14 protein-coding genes are annotated in these 22,210 nt (G+C 54.5%); all 14 read right to left on the bottom strand.

What is annotated here, in order from left to right:
* Nucleotides 1–146 precede the first annotated feature (146 nt).
* The 14 genes from CYPRO_RS05625 to CYPRO_RS05545 all read right to left on the bottom strand — a co-directional run bounded on the left by CYPRO_RS05625 (nt 147) and on the right by CYPRO_RS05545 (nt 22,101).
* A complete protein-coding gene (locus CYPRO_RS05625) occupies nt 147–1,238 on the bottom strand; it encodes a coiled-coil domain-containing protein (protein WP_114983674.1) in 1,092 nt (363 codons plus the stop codon).
* 462 nt (nt 1,239–1,700) lie between these two features.
* Nucleotides 1,701–6,620, bottom strand: a complete 4,920-nt coding sequence (locus tag CYPRO_RS05615) for a S8 family serine peptidase (protein WP_164682571.1) — start codon at nt 6,618–6,620, stop codon at nt 1,701–1,703.
* Between the two features lie 592 nt (nt 6,621–7,212).
* Nucleotides 7,213–7,875 (bottom strand): OmpA/MotB family protein, encoded by a 663-nt coding sequence (locus tag CYPRO_RS05610; RefSeq protein WP_114983671.1) that lies wholly within the window; start codon nt 7,873–7,875, stop codon nt 7,213–7,215.
* A 63-nt stretch (nt 7,876–7,938) separates the two neighbouring features.
* On the bottom strand, nt 7,939–8,757 hold the full coding sequence (locus tag CYPRO_RS05605; protein WP_114983670.1) for a motility protein A: 819 nt from the start codon (nt 8,755–8,757) through the stop codon (nt 7,939–7,941).
* 66 nt (nt 8,758–8,823) lie between these two features.
* Nucleotides 8,824–9,345, bottom strand: a complete 522-nt coding sequence (locus CYPRO_RS05600; protein WP_114983669.1) for a tetratricopeptide repeat protein — start codon at nt 9,343–9,345, stop codon at nt 8,824–8,826.
* Between the two features lie 65 nt (nt 9,346–9,410).
* Complete coding sequence (locus tag CYPRO_RS05595; RefSeq protein ID WP_164682569.1) at nt 9,411–11,438, bottom strand: FliG C-terminal domain-containing protein; 2,028 nt, start codon at nt 11,436–11,438, stop codon at nt 9,411–9,413.
* A gap of 52 nt (nt 11,439–11,490) precedes the next feature.
* On the bottom strand, nt 11,491–14,442 hold the full coding sequence (locus tag CYPRO_RS05590) for a fimbria/pilus outer membrane usher protein (RefSeq protein ID WP_124245536.1): 2,952 nt from the start codon (nt 14,440–14,442) through the stop codon (nt 11,491–11,493).
* 1,643 nt (nt 14,443–16,085) lie between these two features.
* Complete coding sequence (locus tag CYPRO_RS05575; RefSeq protein ID WP_114983664.1) at nt 16,086–16,886, bottom strand: fimbrial biogenesis chaperone; 801 nt, start codon at nt 16,884–16,886, stop codon at nt 16,086–16,088.
* A gap of 405 nt (nt 16,887–17,291) precedes the next feature.
* Nucleotides 17,292–18,110, bottom strand: coding sequence for a hypothetical protein (locus CYPRO_RS05570; protein WP_124245535.1), 819 nt, complete (start codon nt 18,108–18,110; stop codon nt 17,292–17,294).
* 23 nt (nt 18,111–18,133) lie between these two features.
* Nucleotides 18,134–19,024, bottom strand: coding sequence for a fimbrial biogenesis chaperone (locus CYPRO_RS05565; RefSeq protein WP_114983662.1), 891 nt, complete (start codon nt 19,022–19,024; stop codon nt 18,134–18,136).
* A gap of 109 nt (nt 19,025–19,133) precedes the next feature.
* Nucleotides 19,134–19,745, bottom strand: coding sequence for a hypothetical protein (locus CYPRO_RS05560; RefSeq protein WP_114983661.1), 612 nt, complete (start codon nt 19,743–19,745; stop codon nt 19,134–19,136).
* 327 nt (nt 19,746–20,072) lie between these two features.
* A complete protein-coding gene (locus tag CYPRO_RS05555) occupies nt 20,073–20,711 on the bottom strand; it encodes a hypothetical protein (protein ID WP_114983660.1) in 639 nt (212 codons plus the stop codon).
* The gene (locus CYPRO_RS05550) at nt 20,708–21,484 is read right to left on the bottom strand and encodes a hypothetical protein (protein ID WP_114983659.1); all 777 of its coding nucleotides are present in this window, start codon (nt 21,482–21,484) and stop codon (nt 20,708–20,710) included. The genes CYPRO_RS05555 and CYPRO_RS05550 overlap by 4 nt, the downstream gene beginning before the upstream one ends.
* Nucleotides 21,485–21,540: 56 nt before the next feature.
* Nucleotides 21,541–22,101: a hypothetical protein gene (locus CYPRO_RS05545; protein ID WP_114983658.1), complete on the bottom strand. Its 561-nt coding sequence runs from the start codon at nt 22,099–22,101 to the stop codon at nt 21,541–21,543.
* Nucleotides 22,102–22,210: the final 109 nt, after the last annotated feature.

The following is a 22,210-nucleotide window of genomic DNA, read 5'->3' as shown; positions in this document are numbered from 1 at the left end:
AGCGCTGCCATAACAGGTACATTCAAAATTGAACGGTTCAGGGACATCGGAACAGGAATTGGGATTTTGAGAAAAAAAGGAAGGCCGGAGAGGTAAGCTCCGGCCATGATATTCCATCTGCATGGGCGAATATAGCGAACTTCCAGCTATACAATGCCTGAAAGGCGCTTTTGAATTTTTTGGAGGGATGTGAGCAGCGTTTTGAGTCCGCGGGGGGCAGGCTCCAAGCCGGCAAGGGTTTCTTTGAGCTTTATGAGTTCCGGCAGGATTTCCGCCGGAACAGCCGCAGCCTTTTCCGTTTCCTCACTGAGCTTGAGCTGCTTTTCCACAAGGGTTGCGACCTGCTTTGCTGTTGCAAGGGCCTGCTTTACAAGACCTTCTTCTTTTTCCACACATGTCTTTGCAAGATTCTCGAGTGCAGCGTTTTGCGCGTCTTTGTCCTGCTGCCGCGCCTCTGCCTCTGCCTGCTGCGCTTCTTCAAGGGCCTTAACCTTCGTTTCAAGCACTTCGCGCATGGCTGCAAGCTCATCCTGAAGCTGCTGCGCGAGCGTATCATGTGCTGAGGTCAGCCGCTCATCAAGCGCGGCAACTGCCGAGGCCGAGTCTTCGCTTATACGCGCTTCCGCTTGCGTGAGCTCTTTTTGCATCTCCTGCTGCTGTGTACGCATCGCGCTCCGAAGGTAGAAAAAGGCCGCCAGCAAAAACACGCCAAGCAAGCTGACAATGCCCCAAAGCAAACCGGTACTTTGGCTTAAACGGTCTTCAAAATCATCGCTCAGGCTGCCGAGCTGTCGCTCGGTATCTGCCAGCGTTTGCCGGAACTGCGCCTGATTATCGTCAAGAATGCGCTGAAAGGTTTCCGACTGCATGGCAAGCAATTCACGCATGGCGGTAAGTGAATCGGACTGCAGCTGAAGTTCGGCCTCGAGCTGCTGCCGCAGTAACGTACTTTCTGCAAGCCCGCTTTGTAGAAGCTGCTGCTGACTTTGCAGTGCATCAATCAGGACCAACTGTTGTTCAAGTTGGGCATCAAGGCCTTCGCTTTGCTGCAGCATCTGCTGCTCCAGCGAGCCGATACGCTGTAACAGCTGATCTGTCTGCGCGGTGTATCCCGCCTGAAGCGTGCTGATTTGCGCTTCAAGTTCCGCAACCGCTGCCGAATCTGCCGCTACTGTCTCCTGCGTCACCTGTGCGTGTATGGCTGGCGGGAGCGGTAAACCACCGCAAAGTACCAGCATCAGTATACCAAACCTTATGTAACTGCTTATTGCGCTGTTCTTAAACCCGCGTATCCGGACATGCGCTAAATCTGTCATCAAAAATACCATAACCCTATTCTTCATATATAATAAACCCTATTTGATTTATTAACAGTGTGTTATTTATCTCATCAAGTCGAATATAACTAATTTAAGGTATTTACACTGTCATATTTTGGTGACCATTTTTGTAACACCGTTTATGCGAAAACAAAGGCGCTGCGTGGTACCGGAATTTACAGACTGCAGGCGCTGACAGCCGAAAACCAAAGGTCTGTGTTTGAGCCGGAACCCCTGACCTACGTGACTGACCCAGCCGTCTACAAAATTTCCCGCATAAAAAAAGCGCCGGAGAGGACAAGTCTCTCCGGCGCTTTTTGTATTGACCGGGATTTGCGGCACTTTTTACAGCCGCATCACCCTAAGCCAGCGGATGCTGTGCTATTTGAGCAGCATCATTTTTTGGGTGTTAACGAAGCTGCCGGCCTGCAGACGGTACAGGTACATGCCTGAAGCAAGGCGGCTTGCATCGAAAGTGACGGTGTGGTGACCGGCGTTTTGCTGTCCGCTCACGAGTACCGCTACCCGCTGCCCCTGCAGGTTGAACACTTCCAGCCTCACTTCGGCGGCCTCGGGGAGGGCGTAAGTGATGTTGGTTGTCGGGTTGAAGGGGTTGGGATAGTTTTGGTTCAGCGCGAATGCTACCGGCATATCAAGCTCAGGCTCGGTGCTTGTATCGGGGGCTTCGTTGTTGAAGAACACGCTTTCCAGCTCCATGTCTTCGCCCGTCATCACAAGTACGCGGTTACCATTATCGCCAGGGCCGACCATATCTTCCCAGCCACCGTTGGGCAGCTCACGGCCGTCGCCGGCGAGGATGTAGAACTTGTATTCATGCTCTGCGCCCGGCATGCCTTCCACCGTATGCTCGATCATATACATGCCATCGGCCTCTTCGGCAAGCTGCGTGCCTTCGTGTGCTTCCCAGTTGTTGAAGCTGCCGCGAACATGCACTTCATCGCCAAGATCCGGACGATAAACGCCTTCAGCTGCCTGTACGCTCATATCAACACGGAACGTGATTTCATTGCTTGCGGGCTCGATTACAATGGTAACCGGCAGCACGACGAGCTCATTGGCTGAGTTATTGGCAATGAAAACTTCCGCGTTGTAGGTCCCCGGCATCATCTCAGCTAAGGCTGCTGTGGCCGAAATCGTCGAGCTGAGGCCTTCAGGGATGATACCCGTTTCCGGATCAAAGCTGAACAGCTCATCTTCATCAGCGGTTTCTCCATCGGTGAGCGCAGCGGAAAGGCTGAACTCAAGCATAGCAGAACCTTCGTTGGATAGCGTGAATTCGAATACGGCATCCTGCCCCTGCTCAATTGTGAGCGAGACTTCCTCCGGCTCTACAACAAGAACCGGCATGTCAGCCTCGGTTACCGTCATGGTCGCCGTAACGATAGCTTCGGTCTGCTGCGGATCATTGCTGATCAGCGCGAGTTCGCGCACATATTCGCCTTCATCGTAATCAGTTGCATCAAAGGTAAAAAAGACTTCGAGGCTTTCACCTGCTTCGACCGTGCCGGAAGCCGGGCTTACGCTGCTGATAAACGGATCACGATCGCTGATACCGATAAAATCAACCGAACCGCTCCAACTGCTTGAGCCGCCGGGTGTCCAGCCGTGACCGATCCAGAGGTAAAGACCCTCAACATCTAAGGGCGTCGGAATCGTAATGGCTTCCGTTACCGGCGTACCAGGAGATGAACTTGCGCCACCAACCCAAGGTACGCGGGGTGTTGGCCCGTAGTTGGTAAGACCGCCAACCTGAAGTACAATGGCCTCAGATGACAGCTCTTCACTACTCGTAAACAGGAAGGCGAGGTCATTTGCCCAGGTATTGCCCTGCGAGCTTTCGATCACAAAATCAGGATCAACAGCAGTCAGCTCTCCCTGCAGCCCTTCATGGATCAGGGTGAACTCGCCACCGCTCGCGGTGAAGTTGTCAAATTCAACGGTAAAAGCGGTTTCGTTACTGAGCCCCGCACTGCTGCCCGTCTGACGAACCGCATCTGATGACCTTTCGCTAAGGGCGCCATCACGCAGGGCAGCGCGTTCACGAACCTGCTCGAGCTCAGCTTCCGTAAGCGGCGCGGCAAGGCTTTTGGTCAGAATTGAATGGGCACCGGTTTCGCCATTGAGAATGCGCTCAGCGGCAAATGCAGGGAAAGCAAACTCAAGGGGACCATCACCCTCGTTTTCGATCATAATGCTGCGCTCAGCTGTGGCGCCGCTTGTAAGGGTTGCAGAAACCTGATCCGGATTGAGAATCAGCTCCGGTACTTCTGTTCCGGCACCGCTGAGCGTAATCACCAAATCACCCACTTCTGTGTTGTTCGGGATGGTAAGGGTGGCATCGTAATCGCGAACTTCGGTTGGGGTAAAGGTGACGTCAAAGGCCGCGACCTGTCCGGGCGCGAGCAGGAAATCACCTGCGTTGCTGCTCACATATGCATCATCGCTGATGATAATTTCACCAACATTTGCCAGCGCAGTCCCGGTATTGGTAAGGGTAAAGGACAGGGTGCTGGATTCGTTGCGGAACAGATTACCGTATGCCAGCTCTTCCTCAGAAGCCTCAAGAACGGGTTCACCGCCCTCTGTTTGCAGGAAGAAGTCGATCATGGTAAGCGGGTTGCTCAGATCATTGCTGAGCAGGCGTGTAGAAGATTCATACACACCGGCAACGATTTCGGTAGCATCAAAGGTGATGGTTACTTCAGTGCTGCCACCAACAGGGATAGAGCCAGCGGCAGGGCTAATTGAAGACACAAAGCCGGGGGAATCAGAAGCGCCAATCAGCTCAACGAGTCCTTCCCATTCGCCAAGGCCGCCGGTCGCCCAGCCGTTTCCGATCCAGACATACAGATCATCCATTTCCAGCGGAGTGGGGAGGGTGATGGTCGTGTTGACCGGTGTTCCCGGGCCGCTGTTGCCCACGCCCCAGGGAATGCGCGTGCCGGAGGGTCCGAAATCAGAAAATCCGCCGACCTGCAGCACAACGGTACTGCTGTTGATTTCTTCCTCGGTTGTAAGCAGAACCGCGAAGTCACTAGCCCAAAGGGCACCCGGGCCGCTGTTGAGCACGAAGTCGCCGCGAACGGCTGTCAGTTCACCCGAATAACCTTCATCCGTTACATTAAAAAATTCACCGCCTGAGGCAGACAGTGCTTCAAACTCAATGATGACGGAAGCATCAGCGGGCGCAGCGGCTGGCTGACTTACTTCAGAAGCGCGCAGCTGCTGCACGGCCTCAATCACGGAGCGCTGATAGCTGTTTGGACGGGTAAGCTGTCCGCTGTCATGCTGTGCAATGATCAGGCGCTGTGCGGCCTGCCGAAGATCTGCAGCGGTAGGGTTGAAAGCGGCCTGCGTTTTCAGGAGGGCGCCGTTTTCGTTGGTGAGCGCGGTATTCTGCAGGAATGAAGGGAAGGTGTAGGTCAGCAGCCCTTCACCGGTGTTGGTAATTACCAGGGTTTGCTCTTCCGTATCGCCTACGGCAATTTCACTGCTAAACTGCGTAGCGCTCAGCGCGATGGCGGGCGAGCCGTCTGTTGTTACTTCAATTACATTAGAAATATCGCTGAAGTTACCGAAGAGGTCGCGGGCTTTAAGCGCGAAATAGTAGGTTGTCTGCGGGCTAAGGTCGGTCACGTCAACCATTTCCGTCGCACCTGCGGCAGCGGGGCGTCCGATCTCAAGTTCGTCGGCATTCTCAAAATTATCGGCAGTGATCGGGCTTTGGGAGATACGCAGATCGTACAGAAACGCCTGACCTTCATCGCCGCTGCTGCCCGGTGCAGTCCAGCTCAGCGTGACGAAATTCTCTGCGGGCATCCCGACCGAGGTCAGGTCTGTAACCGTAGCAGGCGGCACGCCGTCGTCTTCTTCAAGCGCGCGGAAAGCGTTAATACGTCCGGCGCCCATCAACCCCTGATGGGTTGGGGCAAGGGCGTCTTCGATGTCGTCAACGGTGAAAAGAATGCGTCCGTAGATTTCATCGGCGGTGCTGCCCGGAAATCTCGAAGCAACCAAAGCCGCTACACCAGTAGCATGGGGGGAAGCCATGGACGTACCCTGAAAGAAGGCGTACCCATTGTTGCGGGTTGTGCTCAGTACACCCTGATTGGCTGCTGAATTGGTTTCACCACCGGGCGCGGAAATATCAATCCACGTACCAAACTGCGAGTACCAGGCTTTCTGATCGTTGTGATTGGTTGAGGCAACCGCAATTACATCGGGGTTAGAAGCAATTGGCTGACTCGGGCTTGAAGAGCCGTTGTTACCGGCGGCAAAGAAAACCAGACCGCCCTGTACTGGACCCCAGGGGTTGCCATCGGCGTCAAAACCCGCATTTTCGATAAAGTAGTCGATGGCGTCGTTAAGCACCTGCGAGAAACCGCCGCCGCCCCAGCTGTTGTTGGAGATGGCTGCACCGTTATCGGCCCCGTACACAAAGCCCTGCGGGAAGCCGCCCGGCGTATCACCAGCGCCGGAGAAAACGCGCGCGGTCATAATCTTGACACCAGGACCATTTTCATCACCACCAGCGATACCGGCTACTCCGACTCCGTTGTTGTTGCGGGCTGCAATCGTACCGGATACGTGTGTACCGTGATTGTTCTGATCCTGAATATCAGGGGTGTTGTTTACAAAATTCCAGCCGTGCACATCGCCGTCGAATCCGTTTTCGGGGCCGGGCACGGGGTTATCCCAAAAGGTTTCTTCAAGATCAGGATGGTTCAGATCGATACCGCTGTCCATGACTTTGACGATGACATCTGAATTCCCGGTTTCCAGACCCCAGGCCTGAAACAGGCTGATATCAGAACCGGGGTTGCCGCCGGTCTGACCGGTGTTATTGTAGTGCCACTGCTCATCAAGACGGGGATCGTCGAAGTTCTGAATACTTTCAAACAGTTCCTGTGAGCTTACAGGGTCAGCAATAAGATGCCGTACATAAATTTTTTCTGCCACTTCAATTTCGGGCAGTGCACTGTAGCTGCTGATAACCTGATCTTCTGAAGCAGAAGCATCAAACTGAATGCGGAACCAGCGGTCGAGGCCGTGACGGCGATGACGCTCGGCAAAGCGGGGGTCGGTAACGAACACCTGCTCCATGCTGAGCACATTGAACTGCTGATGCAGGGCATCCACAGCCTCGATTCCGGTTAGCTGCGGGTTATCCGCGAGGCTCGTGCGCTGAAGCAGATCGTTTGCCTGCGGCGCAAGTTTAATTTTGATATATCCTTCGTGCCATTTGATTTCTTCCTGTGCCTGCAGGCCTGCAGGGATCATAAGAAGAAATGCCAAAGCACTCAGAATCAATACCTTAAATCTTATAGATTTTGAGATCATAGAGTTTATTATTGGTACATTAAACATAAAAAAAGTGCTTTTGCCAGTGACAAAAGCACATCTTCCTAATTAAAGTTTTTTTACTATTAAATGCACCTGTTATTTGAGTTGCAAAAACACCAATCCATACAGCAACCCGACAGACTGAGGAACAGCCAACCTGCCTGGTTAGCCCGCATTATTCACAATTCAACAGAATTTATTTGCTAAATGCAAGTTTATATTTGGCTTAGTGAAATACTCCGGTAGCCCAAATTTGAGTGTGGTGCAAGGACTGCGAAATTTTCTTGGTGAATAATGCGGGTTAGACACAGACGCTCATTTTTGAGAAACTCCGATAACAACACCGGCTACAGTGCCGGTTGCTTCCCCTGAAATCGGGCATAGGCTAATGCTTTTTGGGGGAGGGTTCGCGAAGGCGCGAAGGAGACCCGACGGCCGCGACGCAACGACCAGATGGCACTCGGATTTGTGCACATTTCGAAAAAATCAAACTGCCGCCATCACCCCCCCCAAACGCTGCACGCTACACTCAATAATAAATCCGGATCACAACCCGGCGGTTCAGGGCCTGATTGTCGGGGAGGTCGTTGCCGAATTCGTCCTGATTGGGTACAATTGGGCGGGTTTCGGCGTAGCCGCTGGCTTTGAGGCGGGACGGTTCGAAGCCCTGCTCCATAAAATAGCGGATGATGTTGGAGGCACGGGCCGCGGAGAGCTCCCAGTTGGAGGGAAACTGTAAAGTGCTGATGGGCCGGTTATCGGTATGGCCTTCAACATCAATGTAATACTGATAGAATTTGAGCTCGGCCATGACTTCCATAATGCGGTCTATCAGCGCCTTGCCTTCCGGTAGCAGCTCCGCGCGGGCCGTTTCAAAAAAACGGGCATCGGTGAAACTCAGGCGCATTTCATCGCGGTCGCTATCGAGCTGCAGCATCTGACTCCCGATTTCAGCAGAGAGCGCATCCTGCATATCAAACCGCAGCTCATCTATCGGGGTCTGCACCCGCATGGTACCCTGAATCAGAGAACGCAGGCCGCGGGCGTCGTCATCAAAAATACGCATGTCGTAGCGGGCCAGCCCGGCCAGGATAATAAAAAAGGCGAGCAGCAGCATAAAGATATCGAGGAAGCTCGTCTGCCAGGACTCATTGGTGAAGCCTTCATTATCATCGGTAGGACGGAATCGCATGCTGTGATTGTACGCGTAGCTGGTTTATGATATAGATATTGAAATAGAGATACCGTGCCATGGTCAGCCGGTGGGCGCAAAATCTTTGGTATCGTCTTTCAGGGTTGAAATGAAAGCACCGAGCTTGTCATAAATCATGAGCGGTGGTTTGCCCTCGTGCAGCATGAGGATGCCTTCCAGCATCACCCGCTCCCGGAAGTACTGATGCTGCGCCATTACCCTGAACTTGGTTGCCAGCGGAAACATCAGCAAATGCGCCAGCACCAGACCGTACAGCGTTGTCATGAGGGCAAATGAAAGCCCGAGACCGAGCTGCTCGGCATCCTGAAAATTGGCCAGCATGATGATGAGCCCCATAAGCGTCCCCAGCATCCCGATTGCCGGCGCGGCTGTACCCATGGTTTGGAAAACCCGCGAAGTTTGTACCGTATCGTTGTAGCGCTCTTCAATTTTGATGCCGCCCATATCCAGAATTTCATCCCGGCTGTAGTTGGTATTCAGCAGGGTAAAAACGTAGCCTTCAAACGTATCGCTGAGCTGTTCGGCCAGCTCTTTACGTGTTTTATTGCGGTTGTCGCGGTACAGGCGCTGCCATTCCAGAATACGCCTGCGATCGTTCTTAAACGTTTCCCTGTCGAGGGCACTTTCCGAAAACACGTGTATGAAAGCGACTAACGCACGCCTGATTTCATAGAAAGGATACGAGATAAGCACGTGCAGCATAACCCCGCCGGCCACGATGCCTACGCTCGGCAGATTCAGAAAATCAAGGGCGGACGGGAATCGGACAATCTGCACAACATCCAGCGTTTGCAGTACGGAGAGTACAAGCAAAAAGCCAAACACAAGGATGCAGATTACGGTAGCCCAGGATATGCGCATGGTTCAGTTTTTGGGGTTCAGTTTAAGGGATCACACCTGCGTTCGTTTCTGTGGTACTTCTGCTTGCTATTCGCGGGGTAGCAGGATGCGCTCAAACACATCCGGATCGAGCGCAATGGCGCGCTGCCAGTAGCTAATGGCCTGCTCTTCGGCCTGAAGACCGGCAAATATCAGTCCTTTCATGGCAAGGGCATCGGCGCTTTCGCCCCACTCCAGGGCGCGGTTTATGAGCCGCAGCGCTTCCACATACTGCCCGGCATGGTAGCGCTGCTGTGCCTGAAAAAAGAGGGTGAGCTTGGTGTTGGTCCGCTGTGCGTAGTCCGCAAACGCCTCTTCAACAAAACGGGAGCTCAGCCGGACCTCTTCTGCTTCGGTAACAGAATCCTGCGATGCCTGCGCCGCGGAGGTATCTGCCACTTCAAGCGTACGGCGTTGCAGTACGTCTTCCGCCGCCTGAGGATCTCCGCCCTCACTCCCTGCCGGTACGGCCGTGCCGGAGGAGCTGCATCCGACCAGCAGCAGGAGCAGCAGGACAGCAGTCAGGGCTGGCAGGAAGCCATTCAGACCGGATGGGGATTTACTAAGCATGTACGCCTTACACCATTAAGATTAGAAAATTAGAAGTTGGGCTAAGCCGTGGTTTACCGGACTGGCTAAACCGTTTGCTGTTTGCTGCGCGCAGTTGCGCGGATTCGGTTGAGCAGGCTGTTCTTGGCTTCATTGATTTTCTCATCGCTGACTACGGCCGCATTTTCCATTTCGGAATGCAGCACCATCTGCTCGCGCTCCGGACGCAGGCTGATGAGCCGGAATGCCGTTTCGGAATCCATACCTGCCAGGGCCAGCCCGAGCTGTTCGGTGCCAATCGGCTGAATGGCTTCCGTAATGATATCATCACTCACCGTTGAGAGCGTCATGAAGGTAATCATGCGGCTTGTAACGGCTGCGGCGTAGGGGTTTTCCTCACGCATAAAACGCTCGCTCGTTTCTTCCTGCTGACGCAGCGGCAGCGATTCAATCAGCTTCACCGTTTCTGCTACATCGCTTTCCTTAAACCGCTCATCATCGTCCGTATCCGTACTGATGCGGTTAAAAAAGTCTTCGGCCAGACTGCGGTAGGTCTCATAATCGGTATTTTTCACTTTAGGAAGCTCAAGCATGACCTGCTGCGATTTTTCGGGTTCGAACTCCCGCAGCATGAGGGCCGCACGCTTGCTCTCAAGGTGACTCAGGATGATGGCAATTTCGCGCGGTTCGTAATCTATGAGATGCAGCAGCAGGCGATCGTCATCTTCATGCTGTACGAAGTCGAAATCGTTGAGGGCACGCAGCCCGCGGCGTACCGTATTTTCCTGCGTACGGGCTTTCAGATAGCGCGTGAGGTTGCGCAGCTCTTTCATGGCTTCCTCCCCCGGCTGTTCACCGGAGGCTTCAACACGGGCTTTTAGCGCGTTAAACCGCTCCTCGGTCATGGCGGGCTTGAGCACCCGCACGAGCTTGGGATCGGTGAGCAGCAGGATGTGTGCCGCCTTCATAAGACCTTTTTCGCCTTCTTTTTTCATCCACGATTCAAACAGGCGCGCCATCTCCGGCGGATACTGCATGATTTGCTCCAACAGATAGGTCGCGTAGTCGTTTTCTCTGGCCTGCTCCCGCTTTTCCATTTCCCGCTTTTTCCGCGCAAGCGTATCCGGGTGTACAGCTTCACCGATGGGCGGCATGACCGGTGGCGGTGCAGGCGCATCCGGACGGCTCATGGGTTCTTTGTCGCGCTCATCGCGCTTACGGGTGAGCAGCCATATTAAAAAACCAATGAATAACCCAAACAGCATGAGCAGGGGAATCCAATAGAGGGGTTCCGCTAAAATCTGCTCCCATAGCGGCACTTCCATAGGAGGTACCGGCGGACGCTCCTGCAGGGCATCAGGCCCCGGGAAGGTGTCGGGCAATGGCTGTACGGTTGGGGCGGTGCCGTTCTGTGCTGTGCGGCGCTGCGGGAAGGAGGAGCGTGTGATGGTGACACGGTCGCCGCGGGCGTCGTCAATTTTGGCCGTTGCCCGAATCAGCTGATCTACAAAATTGATTTCATCTGCGGTATAATCCGAGTCAACGAGCATTTCAACTTCTATACGGCGGAGCTCAAGGCTGTACTCGGTCAGTCCGCCTTCAGAGGGGGCTTCACTTGAACGCAGCAGATACATGGGCACGCCAGGCAAACCGGGCAGATTTTCGCGCACCGGACTCACAGCCCCGCCGCCGCCCTGCTCCCCGTTGGGCCGCTGCACCGGCACAAACTCCAGCGAAACCTTGGTATCTACCAAAAAAGTACCGGAATCAAAAAAGTTGACCATCGCACTTTGGATGAGCCGGTCGAGCCGCTGTTCGCGCTCAGAGCGCTCAAGAGCCGTCGCGGCAGCAATGCTGACCACCGCATCAGAAGCGGGGTCAGCAATGGTATCTGACAGGTTGCCCTGCTGCGGGTCGAAACTAAAGGGCGTTAGGGTTACCGTATCAGAAGACACCTGTGTAAAAGGGCTGCCCGCCCACAGCAAAGCGGGCGCCATCAGTACCCCCCATAGGGCGACTACAATTGCAATGGCAATCCAAAAACGCCGTTTACGACTTTTTTCGCGCTTAAGCATACGTTGTTGTACACGTGTAATCTGAGGTCTGATTATCATAACTGCATCGTTTGCCCTGTCAAACATACAAAATGTTGGTTTCATCGTTTCGTTAGCGCTGCCCTTGGTTTCTTATCATCAGGTCAAGCAGTTCGGTACTGGGGATCGGTATATCGGGATTCCGCTCATTTGCACGCAGCCAGTGCCTGCGCGCTTCATCGCGGTCGCCCAGCAGATACAGAATGGTACCCCGGAGTGCAAGTCCGTGATCTGTTTCGAATATTCGGAGCGAGGCGTCAATGGCCTGTAAAGCCGCCCTGAAATCCTGCGTATAGATAAGATGCTGTGCGCGTACATAATTCCGGATGGCATCCTGTTTGGACGCCTTCAATTCATCAAAAAGCTCTTGTTCAAGTAAACTTTCCGCCGTTACGGGCACAAATGCTTCTCCGGGCGGAACCAGCATGATACGAATATCTTCAACAAAATCGCCGTCAGCAAGGGCACGTATTTCAAATTCCGTAAGCCCGTCAAACGGAACGAGACCGAGGAAATCCAGCTGACCGGGATCAACTTCGAGGGTGTAGCGGCCCGGAGGGATATCCATTGCATAAAACCCGCCACCAAAGAATGTACGGATAACTTCGGAATAATCGTGATCAATTCCGCTGAGCAGCAGCCGCATCCCGCCCTGCCCTTCGGTTTCGCCGGCCCGGCGGATCAGCACTTCGCCGTCGATCACGCCGGAGCGGTAAAACGGGATTTCGATGCGCTTGTACTGATTCGGATCGGCCACAAAACTGAACTGATCTTTGGCCGGCACGAGCAGCGGATGCGGGATGGCGTTACGGTTGATTTCGAGATTGTAGCGGTAATAGCTTTGCAGCTGCGTGAGGCGCAGAATACCGTCCCTGCCAACCCGGCTGCTTGCCGAACGGTCGAGACGAACGGCGGCATAGGGCAGCAGCTCGTCGCCTTCATCGAAGGTACCGCTGTTGTTGTTATCGATGAAAAGCACAACCGAAGCCGCTGAACGCCCGACCTGCTGACGGTCCGTGGCTTGCAGATAGGTTGCCTGATCATCGAAACCGACCGAGCCGCGCAGCCCCTGCCGCAGGTTGTAGTTGCCGGATGCCCCGCGGAAATCAGTCGATGAACGCACCTTGCCCCCCAAATCCAGGCTAAGCCCGCCCTGCACAATGGTGATGTTGTTGAGCAGCTGCCGCGTCATCCCCACATTAAAACGGCCAATCCGTCCGATATTACGGGAAAGCTGTGCATCTACGGAGCGAATCTGATTCAGCCGCTCATCATACACCAGCGATCCGCGCAGAAACACGCTCCGGAAAGGCCGGGGCAGCACCGACTGCCTCGGAATGGTGTAGGAGCCGGTGGCCGTAAGCTGCCCGTTGCCCCTTGAAAGGCTGCTGCCGCTCTGAATGAGGGTATTGCGGTAGTTGAAGCGCAGGTTTACATCCATCAGGCGAAAAAACAAATCGCCCGAACCCCGGGTTTCGCTGCCCCAGCTGTAGCGCACCACATCCCCGGAAAACCGCACCCCGGCATTGAAACTGCTGAAAAACGGGATGGGCGTATAAAAATTCAGAGTGAGCTGATCGGTCGCCTGCCGCGTATTAAAGCGGGAATCACCATCGAACCAGGTATAGGTTGCGGCAATGCTGCGGCTTGAGGCAAACACGACGCTGCTCTGTGCCCGGTAAAACGCATTAGGTACGAGATCGACATTCACCAGATACTGCGAGAATACGCGGGCCGAGAGGGAGCCGTAAGCGTTGGGCACCTCGCTCTCAAACTCATTGTACTCCATACCGGCGCGGGTCGTGAGCCAGCTGTTTAGTCCGTAGGCGACGTTGCCATGCGCCGCTACGTTGGTGCCGCTCGCCCCAAAAGTCTGATCGAGCACCCCTCCTTCCAGATTGTACTGCACCTGACCCGGCGGCAGGAACACAAAAGGCACCTGAATCTGCCGCTCACTTACTTCCATTGCGCCGCTCGGGGTGTAGATGCGGGTTTCGAGGCGGGTCGTGCCGTAGCGCAGCGGCACTTCAAAACGATAAAACCCGAGGCCGTCGGCCCGGGTGTACTCCAGCAGGCGGTTGTTGAAATAGAGTTCAATTTCACTGTCCGGCTCGGCCCGGCCTTCCAGCACATAGGTGCCATACAGCTGCCGGGACTCGACCGGCTCGTTGGTCATCGAAAGCCCGCGAATCCGCGTACTGTTAATACCGCCGGTACTGATCTGCCCCGCGGTGAGGGTCGTCACAAACGGATTATCCGGCATCACATAGCGCCAGCGCAGGTTACTCGTACGGTTAAACCACTGCCCGTCGGCGGTGTAGCCCCCAACGTGGGAGCCCTGTATATCGCCGCCCAGAAACTCCCCGCCGCCAATAAAGCTGTAGCTGTAATTCTGGAGCTGTTCGTTCACCAGACTCGAGGCACTCAGGTTGTAATCCAAAAAGCCGGTCCGCACAACCGAGCGCTCCCGCGGAAACAGCAGCGGGTTAAAAGACCGCCCGAAATCCAGGGCCTCAATCCGCTGCCGCGCCTGCTCCCGCTGCCGGCGCTCCTCTATGGGAAGGATACGCTCGGTGCGCAGCGACAGACTCAGCGCGCTGAAATTAAAGGAGAATTCCAGCCCGAACACATCTTCCCACACATCAGGCGTGAGGTAAAAATCCAGGGCCCCGGAGTGCATACGCTCCGCATCAAACTCATACCGCCGCCCGCCCTTGATGATGCTGAAATTATCGAAATTCATCGAATACCGCTCCCCGTTGGTCAGAAAAACGCCCTCGATCACATTCCGCTGCGTCTCCCCGCGCGAAAAATTTACCCCCAGCAGCGTAAACATCTCCGTAACCGGAATCAGCAGCTCATTCTGATTGTAATCGAACAAAGCCGTAACATACACCCGCCCCACCGCCGGATAGCTAAAAATGAGCACCACTTCATCCGTATCGTCGAAGAAGAAAGAAGCTGAGGTTGAAGCGGATGCCGTGTTTTGGGGAGATGGGGAAAGGGGAAGGATGAACCCCATCATGAAAATCAGCAGCAATAAAGGGACCAGGACGGCAGACCGCAGCCGGCAGACCGCGGCGGGATTGGCAAAACTCCCCTCTCGAGAGGGGTGCCCGGGTGAGCGCAGCGAACGGGCGGGGTGTGGAGGGCACGAGACCCCGGCACAACCCGGAACATCATTGCTCTCGATGTGGGGTACGTGGTGCGCGTTGCAGGCTTTCAGGGTGATAATTGGGTTTTTCCCACTTGACAACATTTCCACACCCCGCCCCATTGGCAACGGAGCCATTTTGAAATTGGGGGCTGTTCTGATCTTTGTGACTTCGAAAGACTTTTTCCCGGGGGCACCCCTCTCGAGAGGGGAATTGGGGAGTGCGGAGGGGGTAATTACTTTCGGAAGTCGGACGCTTAATTTGGGAAGGTGCTTCGGTTCAACTTTCTTCGAAGAACCAGAAAAATTCCCCTCTCGAGAGGGGTGCCCGGGTGAGCGCAGCGAACGGGCGGGGTGTGGAGGGCACGAGACCCCGGCACCACCCGGTACATCATTGCTCTCGATGTTGGGTACGTGGTGCGTGTAACCCGCTTTCGTGGTAATTTCGGGGGCCTTCCCACTTGACAACATTTCCACACCCCGCCCCGATGGCTTCGGGGCCATTTTTAAATTATGGGCTGTCCTGGCTTTTTTGCATTTGAACAAATTTTTCCAGGGGGCACCCCTCTCGAGAGGGGAATTGGGGAGTGCGGAGGGGGTAATTACTTTCGGAAGTCGGACGCTTAATTTGGGAAGGTGCTTCGGTTCTACTTTCTGCGAAGAACCAGCAAAATTCCCCTCTCGAGAGGGGTGCCCGGGTGAGCGCAGCGAACGGGCGGGGTGTGGAGGGCACATGACCCCGGCACCTACCGGCACATCATAGCTCTCGATGTGGGGTACGTGGTGCGTGTTGCTTGCTTTCGGGGTGATAATTGGGTTTTTCCCTCTTGACAACATTTCCACACCCCGCCCCGATGGCATAAGGGCCATTTTGAAATTGGGGGCTGTTCTGATCTTTGTGACTTCGAAAGACTTTTTCCCGGGGGCACCCCTCTCGAGAGGGGAATTGGGGAGAGCGGAGGGGGTAAGTAATTTCGGAAGTCGGACGCTTAATTTGGCAAGGTCTTTCGGTTCAACTTTCTTCGAAGAACCAGAAAAATTCCCCTCTCGAGAGGGGTGCCCCGGTGAGCGCAGCGAACGGGCGGGGTGTGGAGGGCACGGGGCCCCGGCACAACCCGGTACATCATTGCTCTCGATGTTGGGTACGCGGTGCGTGTAACCGGCTTTCGTGGTAATTTCGGGGGCCTTCCCACTTGACAACATTTCCACACCCCGCCCCAATGGCATAAGGGCTATTTTAAAATTGGGGGCTGTTCCGGCATTTTTGCCTTCGAAAGACTTTTTCCCGGGGGCACCCCTCTCGAGAGGGGAATTGGGAAGAGCGGAGGGGGGAAGTAATTTCGGAGGTCGGACGCTTAATTTGGCATGGCTACTCGGTTCCATTTCCCGCGAAGAACCCGCAAAATTCCCCTCTGAAGAGGCGAATTTGGAGCCCTTCCCCACCATCCCCACCACACTTCCCGAACCCGACACTCCATCTCTTCGGCGGTTGCGTTTTAGGTGCGCTTTCCCATTTACCATGCGACCTCCAGGTCGATTTCTAAGGGTTCGCCGGGGATTTGGTCGCGGGGGTTGAGGTCGGTACGGGTGGGTTCTAAGCGGAGGCGGGCGGTGTAGCGGCCCGGGGGGAGGTCGGTGGTGTCGAGGGTGATGGGGCGGGTTTGGGTGAAGTACACGCTGAAGGTGCGCTCGCTTTCGCGTACAACCGCGCCGCTCGCGTCGCGGAGGCTTGCGAACATGGTGCCCATAAACGGACTGTTGCCCGTGCGCTGCAGGCGGGGGATGAGGTGCAGCTCGCCGGTTTCCGCATCGCGGCGGTCGCTGAGCTGCAGCAGTTCGAGGCCCGTACGGACCTCCCCCTTCCTGTAAAAAATGCCGATGTTCTGCTGAATCCGGTAACTGATGCGCGCCCCGATCCGGTCTGCTCCACCCTCATCAACGGCGCGGGTGCGCTCGTTGGAGGTGATGTTCATACGGGTCCAGTGGAGCCCGTCTTCGCGAGCGCGCATCCCTGCCTGCTGTACCTGCATGCGCAGGATCTGATTTTCTCCCGGCGCCAGCTCAAAGCGTCGCGGAAAAACCCGCATCACATCATCGAGCCCGAACCGCGCTGCCGCTTCTTCATCTTCATAATTCATCAGCAAATTTCCCGCCTCATCAGAATCCGGATAGCCAAAACTGAGGCTGATATTCACCTCCTGCGGCACATCCGAACTGTTGGTAATCGTAATACGCCCGGCAGGGTCTCCATCATGCATGAAGACGATGGTAGGCGTAATCGTAATCTGCGCCCATACCAGGGCCGGAAACAGCATCAGCGCTGAAGCGATCAGAAAACTGAAGAGGATGATATGGGGTTTACAGTATGTCAGTGTTTCAATATGTCAGGGTGTCGCCGGATACAGGGGGATTCGGGGATTCAAAGATTTGAGGATTCAAAGATTCAAGGATTTGATGATTTGATGATTCAAATATTCTGGGATTGAATGCATACCACGATAAAATCTTGTTCAAAATCCAGAAGACAGAAGACAGAAGACAGATGTCAGATGTCAGAAACCAGAAACCAGAAACTAATCACTAATCACTAATCACTAATCACTAATCACTCTGAACTTTGAACTCCGAACTCTGAACTCAAAACCAAAGCCAGTGTTTCGCATCCTTTTGGGGTCTGCGAATCACTGACTTTTTTAGTTTTTGCCGACCGTTTCCTTTGTTTAGTCCACGCCGAAGGTGGCGCGGAGGGTTACGGTGGTTTCGTATTGCCCCAGTGTTTGGGTGGGCGGGGGTTCTACGGTTGCCCCGAGGAAGACGAAGACTTCGCTCTCGGGTACAAGCACCGGCGTTGGGGCGCCGGTTTCTACAGGATTGGTGGCATTGGCGCCGTCATCATCTTCTGACCAGCCGCTAAAGAAGCTCACCGGCATGGAGGCCCCGTCGGGACCAATCATTTCGTTCGGCAGATCGACGAACTCGAGGGTGAAGTTCCCCCTTGTGTCGATGCGGAACTTGCCGGCCTGCTCTTCACCGGTTACGGATGCACCGGTTGCCGTGCCATCAAGGTTGATGGTTTTCGGATCGCCGGCTACGATATCATCAAAGACGAGATCGAGCACCCCTTCAATGGTGAGGCCGAGAATGACCGTGCCCGTAACGCTGATGGTCGCTGTCGTAGGGTCATCGCCGTTTTGCGCCTGCGCAATGCCTGAACTGCTCCATAAAGCGCTGCTCAGCAGCAAACCCGCAAGCAGCACAAGGCCGCACAGGGCACGCTGAAAGCGCTCACAAAAGGAACTACGTTGCAATAGCATATATATGGAATAATAATGTGAATGTGTCTTCCTGAAGAGGTTTTGGGTGTTGACCGCAGACGGCAGACCGCAGACCGCGGTTTTTTGACCGTTGGCTTCCGACCTCTGACTTCCGACCTCTGGCTTTTGGCTTCCGTCATCCGTCATCCGTCTTCTGACCACTGACCACTGACCTCTGACTTCTGATCTCTGATCTCCGTCTTCCGTCTCCGGTCCTGCGTCCAAAAAACGCTGAACTCAAACCTCCATCAGGGTAATTCTACAATCGTGCTGTGGGTGATGCGGGGTGCCTGTACGATATTGCCCGAGGCCATGTCGCGCCGCTGTGTTTCGAACCAAAGCTCGACCCGGTAGCGGCCCGGGGGCAGGTCCTCGTGCCGAAGCGTCATCCGGCGGCGTTCATCAAAGTAGAGGAAGGCCGAGGAGCTGCTTTCGGCAAGCTGATTGCCGTTCATATCGAACAATTGGGCACCCATGGTACCCATAAAAGGACTGTTGCCCGTGCGCTGCAGGTGAACCAGCAGGTTCAGGCCCTGTTCGGCACGGCTCGCTTCGATTCGTTCTACGTCCACGCCGGTGGTGTTGCTGCCCCTGCGGTAGAACACGGGGATGGACTGCTCGAGGATGTAGTTGATCTGCGTGCGGATGCCTTCGGCCGCTTCCTGCTGACCGACATCCTGCTGCAGGGCGTTCGAGCTCACAATGGCGCGGGTGAAAAACATGCCGTCGGGCCGGTCGCGCATCGGGCGAACCTGTACCCGCAGGGTTTGTGTTTCGCCCGGCTGCAGCACGAGCCGCCTCGGGAAGACCCGAACCATTTCTCCCAGTCCCCATTCGGCCGCAATCGCCTCATCCCCTTCTGTCATGCGGATGTTGCCCTCCGCATCGGAGGTCGGGAACTGAAACTCAAACCGCACATTCACTTCCTGCGGTATTTGACTGCGGTTACTTACAAATAACTCGCCAATGCCACCTGTCTCAAATATAAAAAGAGATGTCGGGGCGAGGCTGACCTGTGCCTGCGCCTGCTGTGCGCTGCCGCCCCAAAACGGGACCATCAGCAGGCCGAACAGCAGCATAAAGCCGGTTACAGAAAGCAGTTTGCGGGACATGGGGAACTTTTCCTCGGAACGAATCATGATAGCGGGAGTCAGGCTTCAGTTAACATATATAAAGTGCAGTGCTTAGACCGCATAATAGGTATTTGAGGCCTGTGAATCTACTTAATCAGGATTAGAATTAAGAGATTTAGTTGTAGTCAACTGTAAGTGTAATTACTCCACGGTAATTTCCTGCCACTTGTGTATCACTTGCTACAACTGTACCACCGATTACAATATCAAAAGTTGTAAGTGTATCAAATGCTGAAGCTTCAGTTTCTAAATCTACAGATGCACCATCAACAGGGGTAAATGCATAGGTATTAGTACCGTCGGCATCTGTTACAAGGCCTAAATTTGGATTATCACCATCTGCGGTATCATCGAAGTTTAAGGCTAAAGTTTCGCCCTCAGTTGGAGTACTTGCTAAACCATCAAGCACTGAAGGAAGCGCCAAGGTAAAAGTAACAGGTATGCCCGACTTTGTTATTGTAAATCTTGCGGCGCTAGTTGGACTTGTAACAGACGGAGTTCCTGCAGGTGCACCGGTCACTAAGATTGATTTTGTTTCATCAGGAACCAATAGACCAAATTCAAGGCTCGTGATTCTTTCAATCTGTATTTGTTGTACAATTTGTGCAGTAGCTTCTGCCTGATTATCACCGAGCTGCGCTTTCACTTCCTGATTGAACCCAAGAAGGGAAACGAGGAGCAGGGCGGCGAGGCCGAGCAGCGTTTTTTTCATTGTCGTTGTTTTCATAGGATTGTTTCTTTGTTTTTTTTAGGGGTTGTTTAGGTGTTGCATGGGTTTGACCTTCAGGCCAAATTCAGTTTTTAATCAGTATTTAATCAGTATTTCAGTATGTCAGTATGTCAGTGTGTCAGTGTGTCGCTGTTGCGGGCTTTGCTTCGGTACTGACTTTATTTGGGACTGATGGGTCATACTGTTTGTTCAAAGATTCAGGGATTCAAAAATTTGAAGGTTTGAAGATTCAGGGATTCGGTCGGTGCTTTTTGGGGTGCGGGAGTAAAGGGATGATAATATTAACATTTGGCCTAAGTTGGAAGCGGTTTTGGCAAAAAAGGGTTAAAGATATTCTACGCGGATCACGAATTCGCCTTCGTACTGATCGGTGAAGGCGCGCTGCAGCGGGCTTGCGTCGGGGTTGAGCCGTAAATCGGCGATCAGGAAGATCCAGGCGTGCAGGCGGTCGGGGCTGCCGGGCAAGTTTCGGGCAATCCTTTCGCGCTTATCGAGGGTGAAGGCCGCCCGGCCCTGTGCATCGAGGGGCTGCCCGATGGCGCGCCCGATAGCCGGCTCTTCAGGACAAGCGCCGCCGTCGTTCAGGTACAGGGCTTCGGTGCTTACGGGCCGGATGCCGCCGCGCAGCTGCACATCCTGAAACTGCACTTCCACCAGCACGGGGATGTTCTCGGCCGCACTGATCCGCAGGCAGGCCGCGCTCTCCACACCCGTGAGCCGCCCCTGCGCATCCCGCGTGAGACTCCGCCGTGCCTCCCGGTTGAAATCGAAGGATTCCGCCTCAAGCACCGCGCTTTCCTCCATGAGTTCAAGACTGAAGCGCACCTGCGCCTGCACGGCATCTGTCGCCATACAAAAGCCGGCAACAAGGAGGATGAGGAAGACGGTCCGCAGCCGGGACAGGGAAGCTTCCGCGGGTAAAAAGAAAGCAGTTAAAAGGTGGTAAGCCGGGTGATGGGTCATAGCTCGTCCCCCCTATTGTAGCTTACATGAATATCAATCTGAGTGTTGTATAAACCAACCCTTGCATTTTCCGGTACCTCAATGCTGCCAAAGAAAAAGAGATATGCCGTTTGTGTAGGTCGTTGATCACTATTACCATCAAGCGGACGCGGCGGCGGTCCGGGCGGGCCATTGTTACCATTCCGGCGAATCACCGGAAACGTAGCAAAACGAATACCTGCGGGAATCACATTGGCACGCGCATCAGTAAGGGCGTCCGTCTCACTCGAAAAACCATTGTTGCTAAATGCCCAACCAAACGTGAAGGGGATCTCATTGGTCTCTTCAGCAATTGGCGGTTCAAGCCTTAAAACACCCGGTGAAGTTTCGGTAACCACAACATCCAAATCAAATCCGATGGGAGCTGTAATGGTGAAGACAGCCATGAGGCTTGCTGCATCATCCTGTAAACTAATGATCACGTTATCCCCCGGGACAATTGCACTTTGCCTGGCATTAAAATCCAGCGTACCTGAACCCATGACTGGTTCAATGGTGATATCCTCTCCCGCAAAAAGTCCAAAATTCAGCCGCTGTGCTTCGGTGAGCTGCGGGAGGAAAAGCAGGGTGATAAGAAGGATGAGGGGGGCGATCAGCCTGGAAGCGCCTGACCCTGTGCACGGGGCCGTCGGACGCACCGGTACTTCCGAAAGGGTTGGGTGAGGGGGGGCATTCCCGGCGTTCACCCAAAGAAAAAAAAGCGGTTTAGCCTTCCGGGCGCTGGGTGCAGGCATCCTTTGAGATGCGGATGCGGCTGTGGCCGGGACCGGGATGGGGGGTGTTGGCCGCATCATAAATACTCGACCTCGAGGGTGAATTCGCCTTCATATTCGCCGCGGATGGCTTTGGAGATATCGACCATGCCGCCTACCCAAAAATGAAATTCGCCGTCGGCATTGAGGCGGAAGCGGGGGGCGGCTTCCAGCACGTAGGCCGCGTTTTCCTGTTCGGGTATGCTGTTGCCGCTCAGCAGATAGCGCACAATCAGCACATTGTCGCGCTCGGTCGCGTGCCGCAGCACGACTTCCCGGCTGAAGGTAAGCTGAAACTCCGCATTGGGGGCACCCTTAGCCACCACATAACCCGCACCGGCATCCGCAGCCGCAAAATCCGTGATGGGATCCACCGTAATCACCGTCTGCCCCGCGCGGGTCTGCTCGAAATTGACATCATAAATGGTATCAAACAAAATATTCTCGCCCCCGGTACGCGTAATCACATTCCCCGAAATCCGGATGGAGGCCTCCATACTAAACCGCTCCCCCCCACTCGCCGCACCCGACCCCTGCTGCGCCCGCGCAACCTCAGGAAGCAGAAATAGCAGCAGTAATATGGAAAGGAGGAAGGGCATGGTTTTTTTAGTTCAGAGTGAAGAGTTTAGAGTTCAGAGTGAAGCGTTTAGCGTTGGTGATTGGCTGTTGGCTGTTGGCTGTTGGCTGTTTGTGGTTTGTGGTTTAGGA

It is taken from the genome of Cyclonatronum proteinivorum, from assembly GCF_003353065.1.
Classification (GTDB): domain Bacteria; phylum Bacteroidota; class Rhodothermia; order Balneolales; family Cyclonatronaceae; genus Cyclonatronum; species Cyclonatronum proteinivorum.
This window is presented reverse-complemented; position numbering and strand designations above follow the sequence as displayed.

Bases quoted from the DNA above. Each gene is read 5' to 3' on its own strand.
- CYPRO_RS05600 (WP_114983669.1), bottom strand. From the start codon at position 9,345: ATGCTTAGTAAATCCCCATCCGGTCTGAATGGCTTCCTGCCAGCCCTG.
- CYPRO_RS05555 (WP_114983660.1), bottom strand. From the start codon at position 20,711: ATGACCCATCACCCGGCTTACCACCTTTTAACTGCTTTCTTTTTACCC.
- CYPRO_RS05560 (WP_114983661.1), bottom strand. From the start codon at position 19,745: ATGAAAACAACGACAATGAAAAAAACGCTGCTCGGCCTCGCCGCCCTG.
- CYPRO_RS05575 (WP_114983664.1), bottom strand. From the start codon at position 16,886: ATGCTGTTTCCGGCCCTGGTATGGGCGCAGATTACGATTACGCCTACC.
- CYPRO_RS05545 (WP_114983658.1), bottom strand. From the start codon at position 22,101: ATGCCCTTCCTCCTTTCCATATTACTGCTGCTATTTCTGCTTCCTGAG.
- CYPRO_RS05550 (WP_114983659.1), bottom strand. From the start codon at position 21,484: ATGCCTGCACCCAGCGCCCGGAAGGCTAAACCGCTTTTTTTTCTTTGG.
- CYPRO_RS05565 (WP_114983662.1), bottom strand. From the start codon at position 19,024: ATGATTCGTTCCGAGGAAAAGTTCCCCATGTCCCGCAAACTGCTTTCT.
- CYPRO_RS05595 (WP_164682569.1), bottom strand. From the start codon at position 11,438: ATGATAATCAGACCTCAGATTACACGTGTACAACAACGTATGCTTAAG.
- CYPRO_RS05605 (WP_114983670.1), bottom strand. From the start codon at position 8,757: ATGCGCATATCCTGGGCTACCGTAATCTGCATCCTTGTGTTTGGCTTT.
- CYPRO_RS05590 (WP_124245536.1), bottom strand. From the start codon at position 14,442: ATGATGGGGTTCATCCTTCCCCTTTCCCCATCTCCCCAAAACACGGCA.
- CYPRO_RS05615 (WP_164682571.1), bottom strand. From the start codon at position 6,620: ATGATCCCTGCAGGCCTGCAGGCACAGGAAGAAATCAAATGGCACGAA.
- CYPRO_RS05625 (WP_114983674.1), bottom strand. From the start codon at position 1,238: ATGCTGGTACTTTGCGGTGGTTTACCGCTCCCGCCAGCCATACACGCA.
- CYPRO_RS05610 (WP_114983671.1), bottom strand. From the start codon at position 7,875: ATGCGATTCCGTCCTACCGATGATAATGAAGGCTTCACCAATGAGTCC.